24 protein-coding genes and 1 pseudogene are annotated in these 25,893 nt (G+C 70.8%); all 25 read left to right on the forward strand.

Annotated features, from left to right (window positions below; all coding sequences use genetic code 11):
* Positions 1 to 84: 84 nt before the first annotated feature.
* The 25 genes and pseudogenes from B7P34_RS22350 (at position 85) to B7P34_RS22470 (ending at position 25,878) form a co-directional block, all read left to right on the forward strand.
* The gene (locus B7P34_RS22350) at positions 85 to 594 is read left to right on the forward strand and encodes a response regulator (protein ID WP_106679151.1); all 510 of its coding nucleotides are present in this window, start codon (positions 85 to 87) and stop codon (positions 592 to 594) included.
* Between the two features lie 82 nt (positions 595 to 676).
* On the forward strand, positions 677 to 1,510 hold the full coding sequence (gene nrtL, locus B7P34_RS22355) for an ArgS-related anticodon-binding protein NrtL (protein ID WP_106679153.1): 834 nt from the start codon (positions 677 to 679) through the stop codon (positions 1,508 to 1,510).
* Between the two features lie 15 nt (positions 1,511 to 1,525).
* The gene (lysA, locus tag B7P34_RS22360) at positions 1,526 to 2,917 is read left to right on the forward strand and encodes a diaminopimelate decarboxylase (protein WP_106679154.1); all 1,392 of its coding nucleotides are present in this window, start codon (positions 1,526 to 1,528) and stop codon (positions 2,915 to 2,917) included.
* 100 nt (positions 2,918 to 3,017) lie between these two features.
* Positions 3,018 to 4,307 (forward strand): homoserine dehydrogenase, encoded by a 1,290-nt coding sequence (locus tag B7P34_RS22365; protein ID WP_435693978.1) that lies wholly within the window; start codon positions 3,018 to 3,020, stop codon positions 4,305 to 4,307.
* An 8-nt stretch (positions 4,308 to 4,315) separates the two neighbouring features.
* Complete coding sequence (gene thrC / locus B7P34_RS22370; RefSeq protein ID WP_106679157.1) at positions 4,316 to 5,383, forward strand: threonine synthase; 1,068 nt, start codon at positions 4,316 to 4,318, stop codon at positions 5,381 to 5,383.
* A gap of 303 nt (positions 5,384 to 5,686) precedes the next feature.
* Positions 5,687 to 6,601, forward strand: a complete 915-nt coding sequence (gene thrB, locus B7P34_RS22375; RefSeq protein ID WP_106679159.1) for a homoserine kinase — start codon at positions 5,687 to 5,689, stop codon at positions 6,599 to 6,601.
* A 425-nt stretch (positions 6,602 to 7,026) separates the two neighbouring features.
* A complete protein-coding gene (gene rho, locus B7P34_RS22380) occupies positions 7,027 to 9,063 on the forward strand; it encodes a transcription termination factor Rho (protein ID WP_106679160.1) in 2,037 nt (678 codons plus the stop codon).
* A 340-nt stretch (positions 9,064 to 9,403) separates the two neighbouring features.
* On the forward strand, positions 9,404 to 10,522 hold the full coding sequence (locus B7P34_RS22385) for an LCP family protein (RefSeq protein ID WP_106679162.1): 1,119 nt from the start codon (positions 9,404 to 9,406) through the stop codon (positions 10,520 to 10,522).
* Positions 10,523 to 10,699: 177 nt separating this feature from the next.
* Complete coding sequence (rpmE, locus tag B7P34_RS22390; RefSeq protein ID WP_106679164.1) at positions 10,700 to 10,921, forward strand: 50S ribosomal protein L31; 222 nt, start codon at positions 10,700 to 10,702, stop codon at positions 10,919 to 10,921.
* A 106-nt stretch (positions 10,922 to 11,027) separates the two neighbouring features.
* Entirely contained in the window at positions 11,028 to 12,107 is a 1,080-nt protein-coding gene (gene prfA / locus B7P34_RS22395; RefSeq protein ID WP_106679165.1) for a peptide chain release factor 1, read from the forward strand.
* A gap of 96 nt (positions 12,108 to 12,203) precedes the next feature.
* Positions 12,204 to 13,049 (forward strand): peptide chain release factor N(5)-glutamine methyltransferase, encoded by an 846-nt coding sequence (gene prmC / locus B7P34_RS22400; RefSeq protein ID WP_106679167.1) that lies wholly within the window; start codon positions 12,204 to 12,206, stop codon positions 13,047 to 13,049.
* Between the two features lie 52 nt (positions 13,050 to 13,101).
* Positions 13,102 to 13,749 (forward strand): L-threonylcarbamoyladenylate synthase, encoded by a 648-nt coding sequence (locus B7P34_RS22405; protein ID WP_106679169.1) that lies wholly within the window; start codon positions 13,102 to 13,104, stop codon positions 13,747 to 13,749.
* Positions 13,746 to 14,405 carry a protein-tyrosine-phosphatase gene (locus tag B7P34_RS22410; RefSeq protein ID WP_106679171.1) on the forward strand — a complete coding sequence of 220 codons (660 nt, stop codon included), beginning with the start codon at positions 13,746 to 13,748 and terminating at the stop codon, positions 14,403 to 14,405. The genes B7P34_RS22405 and B7P34_RS22410 overlap by 4 nt, the downstream gene beginning before the upstream one ends.
* A gap of 83 nt (positions 14,406 to 14,488) precedes the next feature.
* Positions 14,489 to 15,799 (forward strand): serine hydroxymethyltransferase, encoded by a 1,311-nt coding sequence (gene glyA / locus B7P34_RS22415; RefSeq protein ID WP_106679173.1) that lies wholly within the window; start codon positions 14,489 to 14,491, stop codon positions 15,797 to 15,799.
* Between the two features lie 111 nt (positions 15,800 to 15,910).
* Positions 15,911 to 17,233: an MraY family glycosyltransferase gene (locus B7P34_RS22420; RefSeq protein ID WP_223268112.1), complete on the forward strand. Its 1,323-nt coding sequence runs from the start codon at positions 15,911 to 15,913 to the stop codon at positions 17,231 to 17,233.
* A gap of 255 nt (positions 17,234 to 17,488) precedes the next feature.
* Entirely contained in the window at positions 17,489 to 17,926 is a 438-nt protein-coding gene (locus tag B7P34_RS22425) for a hypothetical protein (RefSeq protein ID WP_106679176.1), read from the forward strand.
* 258 nt (positions 17,927 to 18,184) lie between these two features.
* Positions 18,185 to 18,994, forward strand: coding sequence for a F0F1 ATP synthase subunit A (gene atpB / locus B7P34_RS22430; RefSeq protein WP_223268113.1), 810 nt, complete (start codon positions 18,185 to 18,187; stop codon positions 18,992 to 18,994).
* Positions 18,995 to 19,070: 76 nt separating this feature from the next.
* Positions 19,071 to 19,322: an ATP synthase F0 subunit C gene (gene atpE, locus B7P34_RS22435; protein WP_087926250.1), complete on the forward strand. Its 252-nt coding sequence runs from the start codon at positions 19,071 to 19,073 to the stop codon at positions 19,320 to 19,322.
* A 41-nt stretch (positions 19,323 to 19,363) separates the two neighbouring features.
* Positions 19,364 to 19,933 (forward strand): F0F1 ATP synthase subunit B, encoded by a 570-nt coding sequence (locus B7P34_RS22440; RefSeq protein ID WP_106679179.1) that lies wholly within the window; start codon positions 19,364 to 19,366, stop codon positions 19,931 to 19,933.
* Complete coding sequence (locus B7P34_RS22445) at positions 19,930 to 20,745, forward strand: F0F1 ATP synthase subunit delta (RefSeq protein ID WP_106679181.1); 816 nt, start codon at positions 19,930 to 19,932, stop codon at positions 20,743 to 20,745. Before B7P34_RS22440 ends, B7P34_RS22445 begins: the two co-directional genes overlap by 4 nt.
* Positions 20,746 to 20,882: 137 nt before the next feature.
* Positions 20,883 to 22,448, forward strand: a pseudogene (gene atpA / locus B7P34_RS22450) (F0F1 ATP synthase subunit alpha); the annotation flags it as partial.
* A gap of 11 nt (positions 22,449 to 22,459) precedes the next feature.
* A complete protein-coding gene (locus B7P34_RS22455; RefSeq protein ID WP_106679185.1) occupies positions 22,460 to 23,383 on the forward strand; it encodes a F0F1 ATP synthase subunit gamma in 924 nt (307 codons plus the stop codon).
* On the forward strand, positions 23,383 to 24,825 hold the full coding sequence (atpD, locus tag B7P34_RS22460; RefSeq protein ID WP_106679186.1) for a F0F1 ATP synthase subunit beta: 1,443 nt from the start codon (positions 23,383 to 23,385) through the stop codon (positions 24,823 to 24,825). The genes B7P34_RS22455 and atpD overlap by 1 nt, the downstream gene beginning before the upstream one ends.
* Positions 24,826 to 24,939: 114 nt before the next feature.
* Positions 24,940 to 25,311 carry a F0F1 ATP synthase subunit epsilon gene (locus B7P34_RS22465; protein ID WP_106679188.1) on the forward strand — a complete coding sequence of 124 codons (372 nt, stop codon included), beginning with the start codon at positions 24,940 to 24,942 and terminating at the stop codon, positions 25,309 to 25,311.
* 117 nt (positions 25,312 to 25,428) lie between these two features.
* On the forward strand, positions 25,429 to 25,878 hold the full coding sequence (locus B7P34_RS22470) for a DUF2550 domain-containing protein (RefSeq protein WP_030368005.1): 450 nt from the start codon (positions 25,429 to 25,431) through the stop codon (positions 25,876 to 25,878).
* Positions 25,879 to 25,893 lie beyond the last annotated feature (15 nt).

Genomic DNA, 25,893 nt, shown 5'->3' on the forward strand with positions numbered 1-25,893 from the left:
GGGTGGGTGGGGGGAGCTCGCCCGCACGGGGTGGAAGTGGGGAAAACCCGGACGCAGCGCGGGGGGCGCGCTTACTCTCGGGGTGTGCCTGGCTTGTCCGGCCGGGTCCTTGTCGTCGACGACAACAAGGTCATCCGGCAGCTGATCAGGGTCAACCTCGAGCTCGAAGGCTTTGAGGTCGTGACCGCGGCCGATGGTGCCGAGTGTCTGGAGATCGTGCACCGCGTGCGCCCTGACGTGGTGACGCTGGATGTCGTCATGCCCCGGCTGGACGGGCTGAACACCGCTGCCCGGCTGCGCTCCGATGCCCGGACGTGCGACATTCCGATCGCGATCATCAGCGCGTGCACCCAGCTGGAGGTCGAGGGCGGCCGTTCCGCCGGGGTCGACGCGTTTCTGGCGAAGCCGTTCGAGCCGGCCGAGATGGTGCGGCTGGTCCGCAGGCTCATGCGGCGCCACAAGGGGGAGCGGGGCGACGGGTTGCCGGGGGCCTCGGCCCCCGGGGACGGGGGAGGGGGCCAGGCCGTGCACCCCGTCCGCGGGGTGGAGTCCCTCAGCGAGTCTCTCAGCGAGTCCCTCAGCCGGGGGGAGTAGTCGGCCGGGGGGGGAGGAGCGCCGTCTCGGTCGGCGAAACCCATTCGCCTCCGCCCCACCCCTCTCCCCTAGGCTTGGCCCCGTGACCCCGGCCGAGCTCTCCCGTACCGTGCTGCACACCGTGCAGTGCGCCGTCGAGGCCGACGAGCTGCCCGCCGCCGTGCCCACGCGGGTCACCGTGCGGGTCCCGCCCCGCCCGGGCTGCGGGGACTTCGCCACCAATGTCGCCCTGCGCGTGGCCCAGGACACGGGCCGGCCCGCCCGCGAGGTCGCCGAGGTGCTGCGGAAGCGGCTGGCCGCGGAGCCGGGGATCGCCGGTGTCGAGATCGCCGGGCCCGGGTTCCTCAACATCACCCTTGAGGGGATTTCGTACGTTCGGCTCGTACGGGAGCTGCTGAGCGCACCGCCCGCCGCCACCGAGCCGCTCCCGCTGCCCGATCCCGGTCCCGCCCTCCTCGCCCGTCTCGGTTCCGACGCCGCCCGCTGGAGCCTCCTGTGGCCCGCCGGCGCGGGCCGCGCCGAGCTCCTCGTCCAGCGCGACAGCAATCCCCTCTTCCGGGTGCGCTACGCCCATGCCCGTACGCAGCAGCTGCTGCGTAACGCTCGTGACCTGGGGTTCCGCTCCGAGGCGGCCGAGCCGGCCGAGTACGAGCGGCCGGCTGCCGGGCCGCTCCTCGCCGCCCTCGCCGACCACCCCCGCGTCACGGCCGCCCGTGACCCCGAGCGTCTCGCCCGGCACCTCGACCGCACCGCCGGCGCCTTCCTGACCTGGCAGCGGGACGGTGACGTCCTGCCCCGCGGTGACGAGAAACCCTCGGCCGTCCACCGCGCCCGCCTGGCCCTCGCCGAGGCCACGGGCAACGTGCTGGCCGACGGCCTCCACCAGCTCGGCATCACCGCACCCGCACATCTGTAAAAGGGGATCGCCACCATGAGCCGCTCCGCCCACCCCGCCGGGCCCCGCTACGCCGACGTCCTTCCCGAGGGCCATTACGCCGCCCCGCCCGCCGACCTCAACGCCCTCGACCCGAAGGTGTGGTCCCGTACCGTCGCGCGCGACGAGCACGGCGTCGTGACCCTCGGCGGGATCCCCGTCACCCGCCTCGCCGAGGAGTTCGGCACGCCCGCCTACTTCCTCGACGAGACCGACTTCCGGGCGCGCTGCCGCGCCTGGCGCGACGCCTTCGGGACCGACGCGGACGTCTTCTACGCCGGCAAGGCGTTCCTTTCGCGGGCCGTCGTGCGATGGCTGCACGAAGAAGGGCTCAACCTCGACGTCTGCTCCGCCGGCGAGCTCGCCACCGCCCTCGCCGCCGGCATGCCCGCCGAGCGCATCGCCCTGCACGGCAACAACAAGAGCACCGAGGAGATCACCCGCGCCGTCGAGGCCGGCGTCGGCCGCATCGTGCTCGACTCCTTCCAGGAGATCGTGCGCGTCGCGCACATCGCCGAGCGGCTCGGCAAGCGGCAGCGCGTCCAGATCCGGATCACGGTCGGCGTCGAGGCGCACACCCACGAGTTCATCGCCACCGCCCACGAGGACCAGAAGTTCGGGCTCGCGCTGGCCGGCGGCCAGGCCGCCGAGGGGGTGCGGCGCGCGCTCAAGCTCGACGGGCTCGAACTCGTCGGCATCCACTCCCACATCGGCTCGCAGATCTTCGACACCTCCGGTTTCGAGGTCGCCGCTCACCGGGTCGTCGGGCTGCTCGCGCAGATCCGCGACGAGCACGGCGTCGAGCTCCCCGAGATCGACCTCGGCGGCGGCCTCGGCATCGCCTACACCTCCGACGACGACCCCCGCGAGCCGCAGGAGATCGCCACGGCCCTGCGCGAGATCGTCACCCGCGAGTGCGCGGCCGCCGGGCTCGCCGTGCCGCGCATCTCCGTCGAGCCGGGGCGCGCCATCGTCGGCCCCACGGCCTTCACCCTCTACGAGGTGGGCACGGTCAAGGAGCTGCCGGGCCTGCGCACGTACGTCAGCGTCGACGGCGGCATGTCGGACAACATCCGCACCGCGCTCTACGACGCCGAGTACAGCGTCGCGCTGGTCTCCCGGACGTCGGCGGCCGCACCGATGCTCTCGCGCGTCGTCGGCAAGCACTGCGAATCCGGTGACATCGTCGTCCGTGACGCCTTCCTCCCCGCCGACCTGGCCCCGGGCGACCTGCTCGCGGTGCCGGCCACCGGCGCCTACTGCCGCTCGATGGCCAGCAACTACAACCACGCCCTGCGCCCGCCGGTCGTGGCGGTGGCCGACGGCGCGGCCCGTGTGATCGTCCGGCGCGAGACCGAAGAGGACCTTCTTCGTCTCGACGTCGGCTGACGGAAACACAGGTCTCGGATACTGGACAGCGGAGGGAAACCCCCGTCCGGTGAGTGAGACTGGTGCACAAACCAAGATGTATGAGAAACGAGGTCGGATGATGCGTACGCGTCCGCTGAAGGTGGCGCTGCTGGGCTGTGGAGTGGTCGGCTCTGAGGTGACGCGCATCATGACGACGCACACGGACGACCTCACGCAGCGCATCGGAGCGCCCGTCGAGCTCGTCGGCATCGCCGTGCGCCGTCCCGACCGGGTGCGCGAGGGCGTGCCGGCCGAGCTGATCACCACCGATGCCACCGCGCTCGTCAAACGCGACGACGTCGACGTGGTCGTCGAGGTCATCGGCGGCATCGAGCCGGCCCGCTCGCTGATCACCACCGCCTTCGAGCACGGCGCCAGCGTCGTCTCGGCGAACAAGGCCCTGCTCGCCCAGGACGGCGCGGCCCTGCACGCCGCCGCCGAGCAGCACGGCGTGGACCTCTACTACGAGGCCGCCGTGGCCGGCGCCATCCCGCTGGTCCGGCCGCTGCGCGAGTCGCTCGCCGGCGACAAGGTCAACCGGGTGCTCGGCATCGTCAACGGCACCACCAACTTCATCCTCGACAAGATGGACTCCAGCGGCGCGGGCTACTCCGAGGCGCTGGACGAGGCCACCGCCCTCGGGTACGCGGAGGCGGACCCGACCGCCGACGTCGAGGGCTTCGACGCCGCCGCGAAGGCCGCGATCCTCGCCGGGATCGCCTTCCACACCCGGGTCCGCCTCGACGACGTCTATCGCGAGGGCATGACGGAGGTCACCGCCGCGGACTTCGCATCCGCAAAGCAGATGGGCTGCACCATCAAGCTGCTGGCCATCTGCGAGCGCGCCGCCGACGGCCGCTCGGTGACCGCCCGCGTCCACCCGGCGATGATCCCGCTGACCCACCCGCTCGCCTCCGTGCGCGGGGCGTACAACGCGGTCTTCATCGAGGCCGAAGCGGCCGGGCAGCTGATGTTCTACGGCCCCGGCGCCGGCGGCGCGCCGACCGCCTCCGCGGTCCTCGGCGACATCGTCGCCGTCTGCCGGAACAAGGTCGCCGAGGCCACCGGCCCCGGCGAGTCCGCCTACACGCGGCTGCCGGTGAGCACGATGGGCGAGGTGGTCACGCGCTACCACATCAGCCTCGACGTGGCCGACAAGCCCGGTGTGCTGGCCCAGGTGGCCACGGTCTTCGCCGAGCACGGCGTGTCCATCGACACGGTCCGCCAGCAGGGCAAGGACGGCGAGGCCTCCCTCGTCGTGGTCACCCACCGGGCCGCCGACGCCGCCCTGTCGGCGACGGTCGAAGCGCTGCGCAAGCTGGACACGGTCCGCGGTGTCGCGAGCATCATGCGGGTTGAAGGGGAGTAACGAAAGCAATGTTCAAGCAAACCCACCAGTGGCGCGGCATCATCGAGGAGTACCGCGACCGGCTGCCGGTCACCGCCGACACCCCGGTGGTGACCCTCCGGGAGGGCGGCACGCCGCTCGTCCCCGCCCAGGTGCTCTCCGAGCGCACGGGCTGTGAGGTCCACCTCAAGGTCGAGGGCGCGAACCCCACGGGTTCCTTCAAGGACCGCGGCATGACCATGGCCATCACCCGGGCGAAGGAGGAGGGCGCGAAGGCCGTCATCTGCGCCTCCACCGGCAACACCTCCGCCTCGGCCGCGGCCTACGCCGTACGGGCCGGCATGGTCTGCGCCGTCCTCGTCCCGCAGGGCAAGATCGCGCTGGGCAAGATGGGCCAGGCCCTGGTCCACGGCGCCCGCATCCTGCAGGTCGACGGCAACTTCGACGACTGCCTGACGCTGGCCCGCGGCCTGTCCGAGCAGTACCCGGTGGCGCTGGTCAACTCCGTCAATCCGGTGCGCATCGAAGGCCAGAAGACCGCCGCGTTCGAGATCGTCGACGCGCTCGGCGACGCGCCCGACATCCACGTCCTCCCCGTCGGCAACGCCGGCAACATCACCGCCTACTGGCGCGGTTACCGGGAGTACGCCGCCGACGGGATCGCCTCCCGCACCCCCCGGATGTGGGGATTCCAGGCCTCCGGTTCGGCGCCGATCGTGCGCGGCGAGCCCGTGAAGGACCCGCACACCATCGCCACCGCGATCCGCATCGGCAACCCCGCCTCGTGGCGGTTCGCCGAGCAGGCGCGGGACGAATCGGGCGGTCTCATCGACGAGGTGACCGACCGACAGATCCTCGCCGCGTACCGGCTGTTGGCCTCGCAGGAGGGCGTCTTCGTCGAGCCCGCCTCGGCCGCGAGCGTCGCCGGCCTGCTCAAGGCCGCCGAGCTCGGCCTGGTCGACCCCGGCCAGCGCATCGTCTGTACGGTCACCGGCAACGGCCTCAAGGACCCCGACTGGGCGGTCGCGGGGGCGCCCCAGCCGATCACCGTTCCGGTGGATGCCGGGGTAGCCGCGCAGCGGCTGGGCCTCGTCTGACCCACCCGTCCCGGGGCTCCGCCCCGGACCCCGGTCCTCAATCGCCGGACGGGCTGATTTCTTAACCGGCCCGTCCGGCCCCCCGAGGGCGGCTGCCGAGGGCAAAGAGCCGCAAGCCCGCCGCAGGCGACACGCATCGTGCGCCTCCCGTGCGCCCTATGTCGCCGCAGAACCTTCCTTCGATAGGCTGTACTCACTCCGCCCCGTCGCAGACCGCTGCCGTGCCACCCACGGCTTCGCCGTCGCGGCCCTTGCGGACGTTGCACGCCCCACCAAGGCCAGACCAAGGAGAGTCATCGAGCGATGGCCGGTCCCGCGTTCCGCGCCGCCGCTGTCCGCGTGCGCACCCCTGCCACCAGCGCAAACCTCGGCCCCGGCTTCGACGCCCTGGGCCTTTCGCTGGGGCTCTACGACGACGTCGTGGTCCGGGTGGCCGAGTCCGGGCTGCACATCGACATCGCCGGCGAGGGTGCCGACACCCTCCCGCGCGACGAGAACCACCTCCTCGTCCGTGCCCTGCGCACCGCCTTCGACCTGCTCGGCGGCCAGCCGCGCGGCCTGGAGGTCGTCTGCGCCAACCGCATCCCGCACGGGCGCGGCCTCGGCTCCTCCTCGGCGGCCATCTGCGCGGGGATAGTCGCGGCCCGCGCCGTGACCATAGGCGGGGCCGAGAAGCTCGACGACGCGGCGTTGCTCGAGCTGGCCACCGAGATCGAGGGACACCCCGACAACGTCGCCGCATGCCTGATGGGCGGTTTCACCCTGGCGTGGATGGACGCCGGAGTGGCGCGGGCCATTCGGATGGACCCTGCGGATTCCATCGTTCCGGTGGTCTTCGTGCCATCCCGCCCGGTGCTCACCGAGACCGCCCGCGGGCTCCTGCCGCGCAGCGTCCCCCATGTGGACGCGGCGGCCAACGCCGGCCGGGCCGCCCTGCTGGTCGAGGCGCTCACCAGGCGCCCCGGCCTGCTGCTGGCGGCCACCGAGGACCGGCTCCACCAGGAGTACCGCGCCCCGGCGATGCCGGAGAGCGTGGCCCTGGTCAACCGACTGCGCGCGGACGGCGTCCCCGCGGTCATCTCCGGCGCGGGACCCACGGTCCTCGCGCTGGTCGAGAACGGTGCGGCCGACAAGGTCGCACGACTGGCGGGCGAGGGGTGGGCGGCCAACCGGCTGACCCTCGACGCCGGGGGGACGAGCGTGCTTCCGCTCGCCTGACAGCGGAAATCCGGGCGAAACCCGGCTCCGCGAAAAATAGCGGTTGCCGGTCTTGGAGAGGGGGAATGTTTGTGGGATCCGGTAGTGTTAACCTCAAGTCTGCACTCGAAGCCACATCGGCTCGGTGCTCTGTGTCCCGATCAGGGGCCGCTTTTCTTCCGGGAGCCTCCCAAACTGCCTGAGCAGCCTGCCTGAGCAGCTTCGAGCACGCTCCGGAATCGGCGTGGGTGACATGAGTGAAGCCGATACTCCATGTCTTCACCTCATTCTTCACGCCGGACCAATGAACTGATTCTTCCGCCGTACCAGCCGTACCGGCGGACCACCGCCCCGGCCCGGTCCGCAAACCGCCAGACCGTAGCCGGACAGCACAACCGGTCGCCGAGCCAGACAGGCCGACGCCCGCTCCAGGGAAGGACCCCTTCGTGAGCGACACCACCGATCTGATGGGCGTGAACGCCGGAGCCGCCGGCAATGCCTCCGCGCCCGCCACGGACGCTCCCGCCGCGCCTGCCACCGGTGCTGCCACCGCCCCCAAGCGGCGCCGCTCGGGCACCGGCCTCGACGCCATGGTCCTGGCCGAGCTCCAGCAGCTCGCCTCGAGCCTCGGCATCAAGGGCACCGCGCGGATGCGCAAAGGCCAGCTGATCGAGGTCATCAAGGAGAGGCAGGCCGGAGGCTCCGCCGCGCCCGCCAAGGCCGAGACCGCGGCCGCGGCGGACGCCGAGACCAAGCCGAAGCGCCGCGCCACCTCCAAGGCCCGTACGGGTGAGGCGGCCGAGAAGGCCGAGGCCAAGCCCGCCGAGAAGGCTGCCGCCCAGCAGCAGATCGAGATCCCGGGCCAGCCGTCCAGCGACGAGCAGCCGGCCGGCGAGCGCCGCCGCCGCCGGGCCACCGCGCCCGCCGGCAGCCCCGACGCCGCCGAGGCCAAGGCCGAGACCCGCGTCGAGGAGCGCACCGAGGCCAAGGCCGAGGCCGCGCTGGACACCGCCGAGGGCAAGGCCAAGGGCGACCGTCAGGACCGCGCCGAGCGCGGCCAGAAGGGCGACCGCCGTGAGCGCGGCGACCGTGGCGAGCGCAGTGACCGCGGCGAGCGCGGCCAGCGTGACCGCCGTGAGCGCGGCCAGCGCGGCGACGACGCCCAGAAGGGCGACCGCCAGCAGCGCGACGGCCGTGGCGCGCCGCAGGGCGCCCAGGCCGGCCCGCAGGACGAGGACGACTTCGAGGGCGGCCGCCGTGGCCGCCGCGGCCGCTACCGCGACCGCCGTGGCCGCCGTGGCCGCGACGACTTCGGCAACGAGCCGCAGGTCTCCGAGGACGACGTCCTGATCCCCGTCGCGGGCATTCTGGACATCCTCGACAACTACGCGTTCATCCGCACCTCCGGCTACCTCCCCGGCCCGAACGACGTCTACGTCTCCCTCGCCCAGGTCCGCAAGAACGGCCTGCGCAAGGGTGACCACGTCACCGGTGCCGTCCGGCAGCCGAAGGACGGCGAGCGCCGCGAGAAGTTCAACGCCCTCGTCCGCCTCGACTCGGTGAACGGCATGGCGCCCGAAACCGGCCGCGGCCGCCCCGAGTTCAACAAGCTCACCCCGCTCTACCCGCAGGACCGCCTGCGGTTGGAGACGGACCCGGGCGTTCTGACGACCCGGATCATCGATCTGGTCGCCCCCATCGGCAAGGGCCAGCGCGGTCTGATCGTGGCCCCGCCGAAGACCGGCAAGACCATGATCATGCAGGCGATCGCCAACGCGATCACCACCAACAACCCCGAGTGCCACCTGATGGTCGTCCTGGTCGACGAGCGTCCGGAAGAGGTCACCGACATGCAGCGGTCGGTCAAGGGCGAGGTCATCTCCTCGACCTTCGACCGCCCGGCCGAGGACCACACCACCGTCGCCGAGCTGGCCATCGAGCGCGCCAAGCGCCTCGTCGAGCTGGGTCACGACGTGGTCGTCCTGCTGGACTCGATCACCCGTCTGGGCCGCGCCTACAACCTGGCCGCCCCGGCCTCGGGCCGCATCCTGTCCGGTGGTGTCGACTCGACCGCGCTCTACCCGCCGAAGAAGTTCTTCGGTGCCGCGCGCAACATCGAGGACGGCGGCTCGCTGACCATCCTGGCCACCGCGCTCGTCGAGACCGGCTCGCGCATGGACGAGGTGATCTTCGAGGAGTTCAAGGGCACCGGCAACATGGAGCTCAAGCTCGACCGGAAGCTCGCCGACAAGCGCATCTTCCCGGCCGTCGACGTGGACCCCTCGGGTACGCGCAAGGAGGAGATCCTCCTGGGCGGCGAGGAGCTGGCGATCGTCTGGAAGCTGCGCCGGGTGCTGCACGCCCTCGACTCGCAGCAGGCGATCGAGCTGCTCCTCGACAAGATGAAGCAGACCAAGTCGAACGCCGAGTTCCTGATGCAGATCGCGAAGACCACGCCCTCCGCGGGCAACGGCAACGACTGATCCTGCGCCGGCAGCTCCGGAAGGCCCCCGTCACCCCGGTGACGGGGGCCTTCTCCGTTCCTCCTCGGAAGCCGGCCGCCCCGCCGTGATCTTCCCGTGACATTCTGAGACATGTACCACAGCCGCCCGCCCTCCGCATGGCCGGAATCAATGCCTCGCAGTTGACCGAAATCGCAGGTGGCGAGGGGTGATAGAGATCGCCGGCCGGGCCTGCGGCCGGAGTTTTTCTAAGACAGTCCTCAGATACCGCTGTGCAACCCTGTCGCAGACTTCCCCGTCAATCAGCGCAGGGAGACAAGCCGGGTCACATCCGGGCGACAGCGAAGGACTGAGGAAACGCATGGCCGAGGAGAGCAGGGGCACGTCCGCGGGTTCGCGCCGCCGCCGTGCCGGCGGGCCGCGCGGACGGCGCCGCAAGCCCGCCCCCCGCCGCAAGGGCTGGCGAATAGCCGCCTGGACGGCCACCGGTGTGGTCCTCGCGGGCGGCGCCGGGGCGGGAATCCTCTACTACAAGTTCAACGGCAACCTCAGCAGCGTCGACATCAACGCGGCCCTGGGCAAGAACCGGCCGGAGAACATCGACAACGGCTCGCAGGACATCCTCGTCCTCGGCTCCGACTCCCGGGCCGGCGCCAACAGCGCCTACGGCCGGGACGAGGGCAGCTCCCGCTCCGACACCGCGATGATCGTCCACGTCTACGCGGGTCACAAGAAGGCGAGCGTCGTGAGCATCCCGCGGGACACCATCGTCCCGCGCCCCGCCTGCCGCACCTCCGGCGGCAAGACCAGCCCCGCCGTGAAGGCCGCCCAGTTCAACGAGGCGTACACGGTGGGCGGCGCGGCCTGCGCGGTCGCGACCGTCGAGGCGATGACCAACATCCGGATGGACCACTACCTGGAGGTCGACTTCGCCGGCTTCCAGAAGCTGATCGACAAGCTCGGCGGCGTCGAGGTCACCACGACCAAGCCCATCAAGGACAAGTGGAGCCACCTCAACCTGGAGCCGGGCACCCACACGCTCAACGGCGAGCAGTCCCTCGGCCTCGTGCGCACCCGGCACGGCGTCGGTGACGGCAGCGACCTCGGCCGGATCAAGCTCCAGCAGGCCTTCATCAAGGCCCTGCTCGACCAGGTCAAGCAGATCGGCCTGTTCACCAGCCCCACCAAGCTCTATGGGATCGCCGACACCGCCACCAAGGCGCTCACCACGGACCGCGAGCTGGCCTCCGTCGACAAGCTGTACTCCTTCGCCAACGGCCTCAAGGGCATCGGCTCGGGCGACATGCACATGGTGACCCTGCCCGTGGGCGACGACCCCGCCGACCACAACCGGGTCATCCCGATCACCGAGGCGAGCGCGAAGATCTGGGACGCGCTCCGCGCCGACCAGCCGATCCCGGAGGAAGCCCTCAAGGACGGCGCAGGCACCAAGACCGGCGCCGACGACGTGGTCAAATGATCCGGGCCGTCCCGTACGGCCGGCTCTGACCAGGCCCGGGACCCCCGGGAATAACCGGCCGCGACCTCCCGTTTTGGGGGATGCGGCCAGTACTGGCAAACTGGTCCGTCGGCCCCGGTTCACGTAAGGCAATCCCGCCTCTACGACCCGGAGCCCTCCCGAACCTAGGAGAACCCCTTGAAGCGCGACATCCACCCGGAGTACGTCGAGACCCAGGTCAGCTGCACCTGTGGCGCCTCGTTCACCACGCGTAGCACCGTCGCGGACGGCACCATCCGTGCCGACGTGTGCTCCGAGTGCCACCCGTTCTACACGGGCAAGCAGAAGATCCTCGACACCGGTGGCCGCGTGGCCCGCTTCGAGGCCCGCTTCGGCAAGGCCGCCGCTGCCAAGAAGTAGCGACCCGCAGGCGCCGGTCCTCGGTCGCCCTCCCGTAAGCGAGGGCGACCGGACCGGCGCTTTGTCGTCCAGCAGGCCCGTCACTTCCAGCAGCTAGGGAAACCCCATGTTCGAGGCAGTCGAGGAACTGATCGGCGAGCACGCCGACCTCGAGAAGCGGCTCGCCGACCCCGCCGTGCACGCGGACCAGGCCAACGCCCGCAAGCTCAACAAGCGCTACGCCGAGCTGACGCCGATCGTCGGGACCTACCGCTCCTGGAAGCAGGCCGGGGACGACATCGAGACCGCTCGCGAGCTCGCCGCCGACGACCCGGACTTCGCCGCCGAGGTCAAGGATCTGGAGAAGCAGCGCGAGGAGCTCACCGACAAGCTCCGCCTGCTCCTCGTCCCGCGCGACCCGAGCGACGACAAGGACGTCATCCTGGAGATCAAGGCCGGTGCGGGCGGCGACGAGTCCGCGCTGTTCGCCGGCGACCTCCTGCGCATGTACCTGCGCTACGCCGAGCGCGTCGGCTGGAAGACCGAGATCATCGACTCCACCGAGTCCGAGCTCGGCGGCTACAAGGACGTCCAGGTCGCGGTGAAGACCAAGGGCGGCAACGGCGCCACGGAGCCCGGCCAGGGCGTGTGGGCCCGGCTGAAGTACGAGGGCGGCGTCCACCGCGTCCAGCGCGTGCCGGCCACCGAGTCCCAGGGCCGCATCCACACCTCCGCCGCCGGCGTGCTCGTCACGCCCGAGGCCGAGGAGGTCGACGTCGAGATCAACATGAACGACCTGCGGATCGACGTCTACCGCTCCTCCGGCCCCGGCGGCCAGTCCGTCAACACCACCGACTCCGCCGTCCGCATCACCCACCTGCCGACCGGCGTCGTCGCCTCCTGCCAGAACGAGAAGAGCCAGCTCCAGAACAAGGAGCAGGCCCTGCGCATCCTGCGCTCGCGGCTGCTGGCCGCGGCCCAGGAGAAGGCCGAGGCCGAGGCCGCCGACGCGCGTCGCAGCCAGGTCCGCACCGTCGACCGCTCCGAGAAGATCCGCACGTACAACTTCCCGGAAAACCGCATCTCGGACCACCGCGTCGGCTTCAAGGCGTACAACTTGGACCAGGTGCTCGACGGCGAGCTGGACCCGGTGATCCAGGCGTGCGTCGACGCCGACTCCGCCGCCAAGCTCGCCGCCGCGAGCTGACCGAAGACCGAGAAGCCCGTCCGCGGCCGCCGGACCGGCCCTCCCGCAGGGCCGCCCGGCGACGGGGACGACGAACGAAGACGCGAGAGGACCACTGTGAATCTGCTGCTCGCCGAAGTGGCGCAAGCCACTCAGCGGCTGGCCGACGCCGGCGTACCTTCTCCGCGCTTCGACGCGGAGGAGCTCGCGGCCTTCGTGCACGGCGTCAAGCGGGGCGAACTGCACCTCGTGGCGGACGCCGACTTCGACGCCCGCTACTGGGAGGCGATCGCGCGCCGCGAGGCCCGCGAGCCCCTCCAGCACATCACCGGCCGCGCCTTCTTCCGCTACCTGGAGCTCCAGGTCGGCCCCGGCGTCTTCGTCCCCCGGCCCGAGACCGAGTCGGTCGTCGGCTGGGCCATAGACGCCGTCCGGGCCATGGACGTCGTCGAGCCCCTGATCGTCGACCTGTGCACCGGCTCCGGGGCCATCGCCCTCGCCCTCGCCCAGGAGGTGCCGCGCTCGCGCGTGCACGCCGTCGAGCTCGACGAGACGGCGCACAGCTGGGCCGCCAAGAACGTCGAGGGCTCCCGCGTCACCCTGCACCACGGCGACGCCCTGACCGCGCTGCCCGAGCTCGACGGCCAGGTCGACCTCGTCATCAGCAACCCCCCGTACATCCCGCTCACCGAGTGGGAGTACGTCGCCCCCGAGGCCCGCGACCACGACCCGCAGCTCGCCCTGTTCTCCGGCGAGGACGGCCTCGACGCCATCCGCGGCATCGAGCGCACCGCCCACCGGCTGCTCCGCCCGGGCGGCGTCGTCGTCATCGAGCACGCCGACACCCAGGGCGGCCAGGTCCCGTGGATCTTCACCGAGGAGAAGGGCTGGGCCGACGCGGCCGACCACCCCGACCTCAACAAGCGCCCCCGGTTCGCGACGGCCCGCAGGGCGACGGCGTGACCGGCGCGGCGGCACCCACGACGTACAGCAAGCGCTTCGCGAAGGAGATGTGATGGCACGGCGATACGACTGCAGCGACGCGACCGACCGCAAGACCGGCCTGCGCGAGGCCGTCGCCGCGGTGCGCCGCGGTGAGCTGGTCGTGCTGCCCACCGACACCGTGTACGGCATCGGTGCGGACGCCTTCAGCAGCGAGGCCGTCGGCGATCTCCTGCAGGCCAAGGGCCGCGGCCGCGGCATGCCCTCGCCCGTCCTCGTCGGCTCCCCGAACACCCTGCACGGGCTCGTCACCGACTTCTCCGAGCAGGCCTGGGAGCTCGTCGACGCCTTCTGGCCCGGCGCGCTCACCCTCGTGGCCAACCACCAGCCCTCCCTGACCTGGGACCTGGGCGAGACCCGCGGCACCGTGGCCGTCCGGATGCCGCTGCACCCGGTCGCCATCGAGCTGCTCACCGAGTTCGGCCCGATGGCCGTCTCCAGCGCCAACCTCACCGGCCACCCGGCGCCGCAGGACTGCGACGCCGCCCAGGAGATGCTCGGCGACTCCGTCTCCGTCTACCTCGACGGCGGCCCCACCCCCGCCGACGTGCCGTCCTCCATCGTGGACGTCACCGGAAAGGTGCCCGTCCTGCTGCGCGCCGGCGCGATCAGCGCCGAGCAGCTCCGCGAGGTGGTACCCGACCTCGAGGTGGCGAATTGATCGCCCCGCAGGGGCGTGGCATAGCGGGACCGGACACGGCGGCCGAAGCCGGCACCTTCCGCATCCTCCACGTCAGCACCGGCAACGTCTGCCGCTCGCCCATCACCGAGCGGCTGAGCCGCCATGCGCTCACCGACCGCCTCGGCGACCCCTTCGCGGGCGGCCTGGTGGTGGAGAGCGCGGGGACCTGGGGCCACGAGGGCGCCCCGATGGAGGCGCACGCCGCCACCGTCCTCGCGGACCTCGGCGCCGACCCCGCCGGGTTCACCGGCCGGGAGCTGCTGGACGAGCACGTCATCCGCGCCGACCTGGTCCTGACCGCCACCCGCGACCACCGCGCCCAGGTCATCTCCATGGGCCACTCGGCGGGGCTGCGCACCTTCACGCTGAAGGAGTTCACCCGGCTGGTGCGGGCCATAGACCCGGCGACGCTCCCGGACCCCGAGCGGGCCGGCGGCGTGGTCGAGCGCGCCCGCGCCCTGGTGCAGGCGGCTGCCGCGCTGCGCGGCTGGCTGCTCGCGCCGAACGCGGAGGCCGACGAGGTCCACGACCCGTACGGAGCGCCCATCACCTTCTTCCGCTCCATCGGCGCGGAGATCGACCAGGCCCTGGACCCCGTGGTGACCGCCCTGACCGGCGTCCCGGCCCGCCGCTGAGCCGCAGGAAGGGCCGGGCGAACCGGGCGCCCGTGGCGCCGCGGGCCTACATTGGGTGGTGAACCTATCGCCCGGAGCCCGCGATGTCCGTCACCCCACCGACCGGCCGGGCCGCGCGCGCCACCGCGCAGGAGCCGTACGCGTACGACGGCTGGAGCCACGGCCTGGACGCGCTGCAGCGGCAGGACCCGGAAATCGCCGACCTGCTCTTCGGCGAGGCCCGCCGCCAGGCTGACGGCCTCCAGCTGATCGCCGCCGAGAACTTCACCTCGCCCGCCGTCCTCGCGGCCCTCGGCTCCCCGCTGGCCAACAAGTACGCCGAGGGCTATCCCGGCGCGCGCCACCACGGCGGCTGCGAGCTGGTCGACCTGGCCGAGCGCACCGCCGTCGATCGCGCGAAGGCCCTGTTCGGCGCCGAGCACGCCAACGTGCAGCCCCACTCGGGCTCCTCCGCGATGCTCGCCGCCTACGCCGCGCTGCTCCGGCCGGGCGACACGGTGCTCGCCATGGACCTGCGGCACGGCGGCCACCTCACCCACGGCTCGCCGGCCAACTTCTCCGGCCGCTGGTACGACTTCGCCGGCTACGGCGTCCGCCGCGACACCGGCCTCATCGACTACGACCGGGTGCAGGCCCTCGCGCGCGAGCACCGGCCCGCGGCGATCGTCTGCGGCTCGATCTCGTACCCGCGCCACCCGGACTACGCGGCCTTCCGCGAGATCGCCGACGACGTCGGCGCCCACCTGATCGCGGACGCCGCCCACCCGATCGGGCTGGTCGCCGGGGGAGCGGCGCCGAACCCCGTCCCGTACGCCGACGTGGTGTGCGCGACCACCCACAAGGTGCTGCGCGGCCCGCGCGGCGGGATGATCCTCTGCCGAGAGGAGCTGGCGGGCCGGATCGACCGGGCGGTCTTCCCGTTCACCCAGGGCGGCGCCCAGATGCACTCCGTCGCGGCCAAGGCGGTGGCGTTCGGGGAGGCCGCGACGCCGGCCTTCGCCGCGTACGCCCATCAGGTGGTGGCCAACGCGCGCGCCCTTGCCGCCGTCCTGGCCGCTGAGGGCCTCTCTGTGACCACGGGCGGCACCGACACGCATCTCATCACCGCCGATGTCTCCGGGCTTGCCCTGGAGGCCGCCACGGCCCGCGGCAGGCTCGCGGCCGCCGGCATCGTCCTGGACGTCTGCGGGCTGCCGCACGAGGCGGCCCACGGCCTGCGGCTGGGCACCGCCGCGGTCACCACGCAGGGCATGCGGGAGCCGGAGATGGCGCGGATCGGGATGCTCGTCGGGGCGGCGCTGCGGGGCGCGGGCCGGGACGGGGGCCTGCGCGGGGAGGTCGCCCGGCTCGCGGGGAGCTTCCCGGTCTACGCTCCTTATCCCGGCCACATGTGACGGCTGCAACCATCGCGCGTGGCCGTACGTCTAGAGCTGTATTCACGGATCGGGGGCGGACGCGAATATGGTGTGGGGCTGTGATGTCCAGCGCGACCTCTGGGGCAGCCCGTGCGTGAATACCTGCTGACGCTGTGCGTCACCGCGGCAGTCACCTATCTGCTGACGGGACCGGTGCGGAAGTTCGCGATCGTGGCCGGCGCGATGCCGGAGATCCGCGCCCGCGACGTGCACCGGGAGCCGACGCCGCGGCTGGGCGGGATCGCGATGTTCGGCGGGCTCTGCGCGGGGCTGCTGGTGGCGGCCCACCTGTCCAACCTGGGCAAGGTCTTCGAGCTGCACAGCGAGCCGCGGGCGCTCCTCTCGGGCGCCGGGCTGATCTGGATCCTCGGCGTGCTGGACGACAAGTGGGGCGTGGACGCCCTGGTCAAGCTGGGCGGCCAGATGATCGCCGCCGGTGTGATGGTGCTCCAGGGGCTGACGATCCTGTGGATCCCCGTGCCCGGCGTGGGCACGGTCAGCCTCACCCCGATGCAGGGCACGCTGCTCACCGTCGCGCTCGTCGTCATCACCATCAACGCGGTCAATTTCGTCGACGGCCTGGACGGCCTGGCCTCCGGGATGGTGTGCATCGCCGCCGCCGCGTTCTTCCTCTACGCGTACCGGCTCTGGTTCGGGCACAACGTGGAGGCGGCCGCTCCGGCGACGCTGTTCGCCGCGATCCTGATGGGCATGTGCCTGGGATTCCTCCCGCACAACATGCATCCTGCACGGATCTTTATGGGTGATTCCGGCTCCATGCTCATCGGCCTGGTGCTGGCCGCGGGCGCCATTTCCATCACCGGCCAGGTCGACCCCGATGTGCTCAACGCGTTCACGGGCGGTTCGGAGCGCGCGATCGTGCACGCCACGGTGCCGGTCTACATCCCGCTGCTGCTGCCCCTGACGGTGATCGCGGTGCCGGTCGCCGACCTGCTGCTTGCCATCGTGCGGCGCACCTGGAACGGCCAGTCGCCGTTCGCCGCGGACCGCGGCCACCTGCACCACCGGCTGCTGGAGATCGGGCACTCGCACAGCCGTGCGGTGCTGATCATGTACTTCTGGTCGGGGCTCATCGCCTTCGGCACGGTCGCCTACTCCGTGCACTCGGCGAGCACCTGGATCCTGCTGCTGATCGTCGCGCTGAGCGCGGCCGGCCTCGTCCTCCTGCTGCTGCCGCGCTTCAAGCCGCGCGCCCCGCGCTGGGCCGAGGCGTTCGTCCCGCCCCGCTACCGCCGCCGCAAGGTCGTGGCCGCGCAGCCGGCCGCGGCGGCGACGGCCGCGGAGCCGGAGGGGGAGCCCGGAGAGCAGCGCGAGCCCGTGCCCGCGGGCGTCCATGGCGCCACCGCCATCGGGGACCGCTCGCGTTTCAGCAGGATCACCAGTAACAGCTGAGATCCGGGTGTCCCTATCAGACAACCGGGGGCTCGTCAGCGCCTTGACCAGCGACGTGACCCTTGCGTGTGACGTCCGGCACACGATGTAGGTAAAGACCTCATCAAATAGTTTGTGATACCGTTCACGAAACCCGGTGCTAGAGCCGATGGACCGTAGTGCGGCGGTCCTTCGTCGTAAGCCGTGAGCATTTCCGGGGATACGCTCGTCCACGACGAATCGTTGCTTCCGACCTCATCGCCGGAGAAACCCTTCATGCAGTCCAACGACGCCCGAACACTCCTGCAGTGCGCCGTCCCGACCGCCGTGGCAGGCGTCATCGCCGCCGTGCTCGGCGGCGTGCTCGCCGGCGGCAAGGGTGCCCTCGGCGCCGTCGTCGGCACCCTCGTGGCGGGCGGCGTCATGGCCATGGGCCTCTTCGTTCTCCAGCGCACGGCCAAGTCCTTCCCGCACCTGTTCCAGGCCATGGGTCTGGTGCTCTATGTGACGCAGTTCCTGATCGCCGCGGTCGTTCTCGCGGTCTTCCGGGACACGTCGCTGTTCAACACCCGGGCGTTCGCCTTCGCGCTGCTCGCTGCGGTCCTCGTGTGGACCGCCGCGCAGACCCGGGCGTATCTGAAGGCCAAGATCCTTTACGTCGATCCGGAATCCGCCGAGGCGAAGAAGTCCGCGCCCGCCGGGTCTCCGACGTGACCGGTAGGGCCGCGATAAAGGTGCCGGCGCTCACCTGCTATCGTCCGGTGCCATCTGAGGCACAGTGGGCGCAGGCAGCTGAACACCCGAGTTTTCCGGGACGGAATCGGCAGTCCATGCAGCTGATGCCCGCGACCGGCCCCGCGCCGATCACCCGCCCCCCCATCCGCAAGACCAGTCCAGTGCCGTTCCGCGGCTTCGAGCCGTGCCGACACAACGAGGTTGCCGTACCTATGCGCCACGCTGAAGGAGCTCGCGGTGAGTGCTAACGAGATGCTCGCCTTCGAGACCAATTGCCACATCTTCGATGGGTGCGGCTTCCCGGCCCCAGGCCTCAACTCCTTCCTGTTCGAGCCGCTCTTCACCGTCGGTGGGATCGAGTTCAACAAGCCCATGCTGCTGGCCGTGCTGACCACGGTCATCGTCATCGGCTTCTTCTGGGCGGCGTTCGGCCGGGCCAAGGTGGTCCCCGGCAAGCTGCAGATGGTCGGTGAGGCGGGCTACGACTTCGTGCGCCGCGGCATCGTCTACGACTCGCTCGGCAAGAAGGAGGGCGAGAAGTACGTCCCCTTCATGGTCTCGCTGTTCTTCTTCGTCTGGATCATGAACCTCTGGTCGATCATTCCGGTCGCCCAGTTCCCGGTGACGTCGATCATCGCCTTCCCGGCGGCGCTCGCCCTGATCGTCTACGTCCTGTGGATGTACCTGACGTTCAAGAAGCACGGTTTCGTCGGCGGCCTCAAGAACATCACCGGCTACGACAAGTCGCTGGGCCCGATCCTCCCCCTCGCGGTGGTCCTCGAGTTCTTCTCGAACGTGATCATCCGCCCCTTCACCCACGCGGTGCGGCTCTTCGCCAACATGTTCGCCGGCCACCTGCTGATCCTGATGTTCACCATCGCCAGCTGGTACCTGCTGAACGGGATCGGGATCGCCTACGCCGGTGTGTCCTTCGTGATGACCGTCGTGATGACCGCCTTCGAGCTCTTCATCCAGGCCGTCCAGGCGTACGTCTTCGTGCTGCTGGCCACCAACTACGTCCAGGGCGCGCTCGCAGAGCACCACTGAGCACCCCCGCTCCCCAGACCAACAGTCGTCCGGTGGCCAACCCCCACCGGTCCGTGAAAGAGAAGGAAGAACGAGCATGTCTGCTGCTCTCCAGACCATCGCCGCTGGTGTCGAGATCAAGGGCAACCTGGGCTCGATCGGCTACGGCCTGGCCGCGATCGGCCCCGGCGTCGGCGTCGGCATCGTCTTCGGTAACGGCACCCAGGCCCTGGCCCGCCAGCCCGAGGCCGCCGGCCTGATCCGCGCCAACCAGATCCTCGGCTTCGCCTTCTGTGAGGCGCTCGCCCTGATCGGTCTGGTCATGCCGTTCGTCTACCCGTCCGCCTGATCACAGCCTGACGACCACTGTTTTCGACGGAAGGCATTGATGTGAATCCCCTGGCAGTCCTGGCGAGCGAGGGGGAGCTGGAGAACCCGCTCCTGCCCCCGCTCCCAGAGCTCGTCATCGGCCTGATCGCCTTCGCCATCGTCTTCATCTTCCTCGGCAAGAAGCTCCTCCCGAAGATCAACCAGACTCTGGACGAGCGCCGCGAGGCCATCGAAGGCGGCATGGAGAAGGCCGAGGCCGCCCAGGCCGAGGCGCAGCAGGTGCTCGAGGACTACCGGGCACAGCTCGCCGACGCCCGCCATGAGGCCGCCCGCATGCGCCAGGAGGCGCAGGAGCAGGGTGCGTCGATGATCGCAGAGATGCGGTCCGAGGGTGAGCGTCAGCGCGAGGAGATCATCGCTGCCGGCCACGCCCAGATCGAGGCCGACCGCAAGGCCGCTTCGGCCTCGCTCCGCCAGGACGTGGGCAAGCTCGCCGGCGACCTGGCCGGCCGGATCGTCGGCGAGTCCCTCGCCGACGCGGCCCGGCAGAGCCGGACCATCGACCGCTTCCTCGACGACCTCGAGGCCAAGGCGGCGGCCGGTGCGACGAAGGCAGAGGCGAACCGATGAGCGGAGCGAGCCGGGAGGCGCTGGCCTCCGCACGTGAGCGCCTCGACGCGCTGGCGGACAACACGTCCGTGGACGCGGCGAAGCTCGCCGAGGACCTTGCCGCGGTCACCGCGCTGCTGGACCGCGAGGTCTCGCTGCGCCGGGTCCTGACCGACCCGGCGCAGGCCGGCGAGGCGAAGTCCCAGCTGGCCCAGCGGCTGCTCGGCGGCCAGGTGGGCGGCGAGTGCGCCGACCTGGTCTCCGGGATGGTCCGCTCCCGCTGGTCGCGCTCGCGCGACCTGGTGGACGCCACCGAGGAGCTGGCCTCCGGCGCCGAGTTCATCGCCGCCGAGCGCGCCGGTGTCCTGGACGACGTCGAGGACGAGCTGTTCCGCTTCGGCCGGATCGTCGCCTCCAGCTCCGAGCTGCGGGCCGCGCTGACGGACAAGGTCGCGAACCGCTCGGCCAAGGCCGCGCTGGTGCGCGAGCTGCTGGGGGGCCGGGCCAACCCGGTCACCGAGCGACTCGTCGTCCGTCTTGTGGCGCAGCCGCGGGGCCGTAGCCTGGAGGCGGGGCTGAACGCCCTCTCCAAGCTGGCCGCGGATCGCCGGGACCGTGTGGTCGCGGTGGTCACGTCCGCGGTGCCGATGAGCGACGTCCAGAAGCAGCGGCTCGGCGACGCGCTCGCCAAGCTGTACGGGCGCCGTGTCCACCTGAACCTGGACATCGACCCCGAGATCCTCGGCGGTGTGCAGGTGCGGATCGGCGACGAGGTCATCAACGGCAGCATCGCGGACCGTCTCGCGGAGGCGGACCGGCGGATGGCCGGCTGACAGCCACCAACTCAAGAGCATGACTGACGGCCCGAGTTGGGCCGACGGTGTCCTCCGGGGGCCAGCAGCGAAAGCTGCGGGAACCGGCCTCCGGAGAAGAAATACTTCGGGCCCAACAAGGAGAGCAGGGAACCCAGATGGCGGAGCTCACGATCCGGCCGGAGGAGATCCGGGACGCGCTGGAGAACTTTGTCCAGGCGTACAAGCCGGACGCGGCCTCGCGCGAGGAGGTCGGTACGGTCAGCGTTGCCGGCGACGGCATCGCTAAGGTCGAGGGCCTTCCCTCGGCCATGGCGAACGAGCTGCTGCGGTTCGAGGACGGAACCCTCGGTCTCGCCCTCAACCTCGAGGAGCGCGAGATCGGTGCGGTCGTCCTCGGCGAGTTCAGCGGCATCGAGGAGGGCCAGCCGGTGCAGCGCACCGGTGAGGTGCTCTCCGTCGCGGTGGGCGAGGGCTACCTCGGCCGCGTCGTCGACCCGCTGGGCAACCCGATCGACGGCCTCGGCGAGATCACCGGCATCGAGGGCCGCCGCGCCCTCGAGCTGCAGGCCCCCACGGTCATGCAGCGCAAGTCGGTCCACGAGCCGATGGAGACGGGCTACAAGGCCGTCGACGCGATGACCCCGGTCGGCCGCGGTCAGCGTCAGCTGATCATCGGTGACCGCCAGACCGGCAAGACCGCGCTGGCCGTCGACACGATCATCAACCAGCGCGACAACTGGCGCACCGGCGACCCGAAGAAGCAGGTCCGCTGCATCTACGTCGCCATCGGCCAGAAGGGCTCGACCATCGCCTCCGTGCGCGCCGCGCTGGAGGAGGCCGGTGCGCTGGAGTACACGACGATCGTCGCGGCCCCCGCGTCCGACCCGGCGGGCTTCAAGTTCCTCGCCCCCTACACCGGCTCGGCCATCGGTCAGCACTGGATGTACCAGGGCAAGCACGTCCTGATCGTCTTCGACGACCTGTCGAAGCAGGCCGACGCCTACCGCGCCGTGTCGCTGCTGCTGCGCCGCCCGCCGGGCCGTGAGGCCTACCCGGGTGACGTCTTCTACCTGCACTCGCGTCTGCTGGAGCGCTGCGCCAAGCTCTCCGACGAGATGGGCGCCGGTTCCATGACCGGTCTGCCGATCGTCGAGACCAAGGCCAACGACGTCTCGGCGTTCATCCCGACCAACGTCATCTCCATCACCGACGGCCAGTGCTTCCTGGAGTCCGACCTGTTCAACGCCGGCCAGCGCCCGGCCCTGAACGTCGGCATCTCGGTCTCGCGTGTCGGTGGCTCCGCCCAGCACAAGGCCATGAAGCAGGTCTCCGGCCGGCTTCGCGTGGACCTCGCCCAGTTCCGTGAGCTGGAGGCGTTCGCCGCCTTCGGTTCCGACCTGGACGCGGCCTCGAAGGCCTCGCTGGAGCGCGGCAAGCGCATGGTCGAGCTGCTGAAGCAGGCCCAGTACGCCCCGTACTCCACCGAGGACCAGGTCGTCTCCATCTGGGCCGGCACCACCGGCAAGATGGACGAGGTCCCGGTCGAGGACATCCGCCGCTTCGAGCGCGAGCTGCTGGACTTCCTGCACCGCGAGCACAAGGGCCTCATGACCTCCATCCGTGAGGGCGGCAAGATGTCCGACGACACGCTGCAGGCCGTGGGCGACGCGATCGCTTCCTTCAAGCAGCAGTTCGAGACCGCGGACGGCAAGCTGCTGGGCGAGGGCTGAGCATGGGTGCCCAGCTCCGGGTCTACAAGCGACGGATCAAGTCCGTCACTGCGACCAAGAAGATCACCAAGGCGATGGAGATGATCGCCGCCTCGCGCATCGTCAAGGCGCAGCGCCAGGTGGCCGCATCGACTCCGTACGCCAGTGAGCTCACCCGGGCAGTGACCGCGGTTGCCACCGGGTCCACCACCAAGCACGCCCTGACCACCGAGGCGGAGAACCCGGTCCGGGCCGCGGTGCTGCTCGTCACGAGCGACCGCGGTCTGGCCGGCGGCTACTCCTCGAACGCCATCAAGGCGGCGGAGGCGCTCACCGAGCGCCTCCGGGCCGAGGGCAAGGACGTCGTCACGTACATCGTCGGCCGCAAGGGCGTCGCGTACTACGGCTTCCGTGAGCGCCCGGTGGCGGAGTCCTGGACCGGCTTCACCGACAGCCCGGCCTACGCCGATGCCAAGCGCATCGCGGGTCCGCTGATCGAGGCCGTTCAGCGGGACACGGCCGAGGGCGGCGTGGACGAGCTGCACATCGTCTTCACCGAGTTCGCCTCGATGATGACGCAGACGCCGGTCGACAACCGCCTGCTGCCGCTGAGCCTGGAGAAGGCCCCGGTGGAGCAGGAGGCCGGCGCACCGGGCCGGATCATGCCGCTGTTCGACTTCGAGCCGTCGGCCGAAGGGGTCCTCGACGCACTGCTGCCGCGGTACGTGGAGTCCCGGATCTACAACGCGCTGCTGCAGGCGGCGGCTTCCGAGCACGCGGCCCGCCGCCGTGCGATGAAGTCCGCGACCGACAACGCAGAAGAGCTCATCAAGTCGCTCTCGCGGCTTGCCAATGCGGCCCGACAGGCCGAAATCACCCAGGAAATCAGCGAGATCGTCGGTGGCGCCAGCGCCCTGGCCGACGCGACCGCGGGGAGTGACAACTAATGACGACCACTGTTGAGACGGCCGCCGCCACGGGCCGCGTCGCGCGGGTCATCGGCCCCGTCGTCGACGTGGAGTTCCCCGTCGACGCGATGCCGGAGATCTACAACGCTCTGCACGTCGAGGTCGACGACCCGGCCGAGGAGGGCGGTCGCAAGACCCTGACCCTCGAGGTCGCCCAGCACCTGGGCGAGGGCCTGGTCCGCGCGATCTCCATGCAGCCCACCGACGGTCTGGTCCGCCAGGCCCCGGTGACCAACACCGGCACGGGCATCACCGTCCCCGTCGGTGACGTGACCAAGGGCAAGGTGTTCAACACCCTGGGCCAGGTCCTCAACGAGGACCCGTCCACGGTCGCCGACGCCGAGCGCTGGTCCATCCACCGCAAGGCCCCGGCGTTCGACCAGCTCGAGTCGAAGACCGAGATGTTCGAGACGGGCCTGAAGGTCGTCGACCTCCTCACCCCGTACGTCAAGGGCGGCAAGATCGGTCTGTTCGGTGGTGCCGGTGTCGGCAAGACCGTTCTGATCCAGGAAATGATCATGCGTGTGGCGAAGCTGCACGAGGGCGTTTCCGTCTTCGCCGGCGTCGGTGAGCGCACCCGTGAGGGCAACGACCTCATGGTGGAGATGGAGGAGGCCGGCGTTCTCGACAAGACCGCGCTGGTCTTCGGCCAGATGGACGAGCCCCCGGGCACCCGTCTGCGCGTGGCCCTGGCCGGTCTGACCATGGCGGAGTACTTCCGCGATGTGCAGAAGCAGGACGTGCTGTTCTTCATCGACAACATCTTCCGCTTCACCCAGGCCGGTTCCGAGGTCTCCACCCTGCTGGGCCGCATGCCCTCCGCGGTGGGTTACCAGCCGAACCTCGCGGACGAGATGGGCATCCTGCAGGAGCGCATCACCTCGACCCGTGGTCACTCGATCACCTCGATGCAGGCGATCTACGTCCCCGCGGACGACCTGACCGACCCGGCCCCGGCGACCACCTTCGCCCACCTGGACGCCACGACCGTTCTGTCGCGTCCGATCTCGGAGAAGGGCATCTACCCGGCGGTCGACCCGCTGGACTCGACGTCCCGCATCCTGGACCCGCGCTACATCGCGCAGGACCACTACGAGGCCGCCTCGCGCGTCAAGGGGATCCTGCAGAAGTACAAGGACCTCCAGGACATCATCGCGATCCTCGGCATCGACGAGCTCGGCGAGGAGGACAAGCTGGTCGTCCACCGCGCCCGTCGCGTCGAGCGCTTCCTGTCGCAGAACACCCACGCGGCGAAGCAGTTCACCGGTGTCGACGGTTCCGACGTCCCGCTGGACGAGTCCATCGCGGCGTTCAACGCCATCTGCGACGGTGAGTACGACCACTTCCCCGAGCAGGCCTTCTTCATGTGCGGTGGTCTCGAGGACCTGAAGAAGAACGCCAAGGAGCTGGGCGTCTCCTGAGCCCCGTGGCTCCAAGCTGCCGGGGGCGGGGCGCTCCCGCCCCCGGCAGCCACGTCCCCTATTCTTTGACCCAACACCTGTCGTGCCCGGCAGGTGAAGACCCGAGGAGCCACGTTGGCTGCTGAGCTGCACGTCGAGCTGGTCGCGGCGGACCGAAGCGTCTGGTCCGGCGAGGCCACTCTGGTCATCGCGCGTACCACATCGGGTGACATCGGCGTCATGCCCGGCCACCAGCCGCTGCTCGGTGTGCTGGAGTCCGGTCCGGTCACCATCCGGACCGCCGACGGCAATGTCGTCGCCGCGGTGCACGGCGGTTTCATCTCGTTCGCGGACGACAAGCTCTCGCTGCTCGCCGAGGTCGCGGAGCTCGCCGACGAGATCGACGTCAAGCGTGCGGAGCGGGCGCTGGAGCGGGCCAAGTCGGCGGCGGACGCCGCCGCCGAGCGCCGCGCCGACGTCCGGCTGCGCGCGGTCGCGGGGCATTAGCCCACGGCCCGATGAGTTCGTCCCTCAGCCGCGGACCGCACTGGAACATTCCAGGGCGGTCCGCGGCTGAGGCAATACAAGCCCGTTGCTCTAGATGATGCGAGGAGGTCGGTGGAGATGGTCCTCGCTCTGCTCGTGAGCGGCGTCGTCGTCCTGCTGGTGCTGGTGGGGCTCTTCGTCTTCGGGCTGCGGAGACGGCTGATCCAGCGCTCCGGCGGTACGTTCGACTGCAGTCTGCGCTGGAACGTCCCGGAGAAGGACCCCGCGCCGGACGGCAAGGGGTGGGTCTACGGGGTCGCCCGCTACAACAGTGACCGGATCGAGTGGTTCCGGGTCTTCTCGTACGCGCCGCGGCCGCGGAGGCTGCTGGAGCGCGCGTCCATCGAGGTGCTGGAGCGGCGGTCGCCTCTCGGCGACGAAGAGCTGGCCTTGCTGTCCGACGCGGTCGTGCTGATCTGTTTGCATCAGGGGACGCGGCTTGAGCTGGCGATGAGTGAGGACGCTCTCACGGGCTTCCTGGCGTGGCTGGAGGCGGCGCCTCCGGGCCAGAGGGTGAACGTGGCGTAACCCCCCGGCCCGGGT

The sequence above is a fragment of the Streptosporangium nondiastaticum genome, from assembly GCF_003011965.1.
Classification (GTDB): domain Bacteria; phylum Actinomycetota; class Actinomycetes; order Streptomycetales; family Streptomycetaceae; genus Streptomyces; species Streptomyces nondiastaticus.

Bases quoted from the DNA above. Each gene is read 5' to 3' on its own strand.
- lysA (WP_106679154.1), top strand. From the start codon at position 1,526: ATGAGCCGCTCCGCCCACCCCGCCGGGCCCCGCTACGCCGACGTCCTT.
- B7P34_RS22365 (WP_435693978.1), top strand. From the start codon at position 3,018: ATGCGTACGCGTCCGCTGAAGGTGGCGCTGCTGGGCTGTGGAGTGGTC.
- thrC (WP_106679157.1), top strand. From the start codon at position 4,316: ATGTTCAAGCAAACCCACCAGTGGCGCGGCATCATCGAGGAGTACCGC.
- thrB (WP_106679159.1), top strand. From the start codon at position 5,687: ATGGCCGGTCCCGCGTTCCGCGCCGCCGCTGTCCGCGTGCGCACCCCT.
- B7P34_RS22385 (WP_106679162.1), top strand. From the start codon at position 9,404: ATGGCCGAGGAGAGCAGGGGCACGTCCGCGGGTTCGCGCCGCCGCCGT.
- prfA (WP_106679165.1), top strand. From the start codon at position 11,028: ATGTTCGAGGCAGTCGAGGAACTGATCGGCGAGCACGCCGACCTCGAG.
- B7P34_RS22405 (WP_106679169.1), top strand. From the start codon at position 13,102: ATGGCACGGCGATACGACTGCAGCGACGCGACCGACCGCAAGACCGGC.
- glyA (WP_106679173.1), top strand. From the start codon at position 14,489: ATGTCCGTCACCCCACCGACCGGCCGGGCCGCGCGCGCCACCGCGCAG.
- B7P34_RS22425 (WP_106679176.1), top strand. From the start codon at position 17,489: ATGCAGTCCAACGACGCCCGAACACTCCTGCAGTGCGCCGTCCCGACC.
- atpE (WP_087926250.1), top strand. From the start codon at position 19,071: ATGTCTGCTGCTCTCCAGACCATCGCCGCTGGTGTCGAGATCAAGGGC.
- B7P34_RS22445 (WP_106679181.1), top strand. From the start codon at position 19,930: ATGAGCGGAGCGAGCCGGGAGGCGCTGGCCTCCGCACGTGAGCGCCTC.
- B7P34_RS22455 (WP_106679185.1), top strand. From the start codon at position 22,460: ATGGGTGCCCAGCTCCGGGTCTACAAGCGACGGATCAAGTCCGTCACT.
- atpD (WP_106679186.1), top strand. From the start codon at position 23,383: ATGACGACCACTGTTGAGACGGCCGCCGCCACGGGCCGCGTCGCGCGG.
- B7P34_RS22470 (WP_030368005.1), top strand. From the start codon at position 25,429: ATGGTCCTCGCTCTGCTCGTGAGCGGCGTCGTCGTCCTGCTGGTGCTG.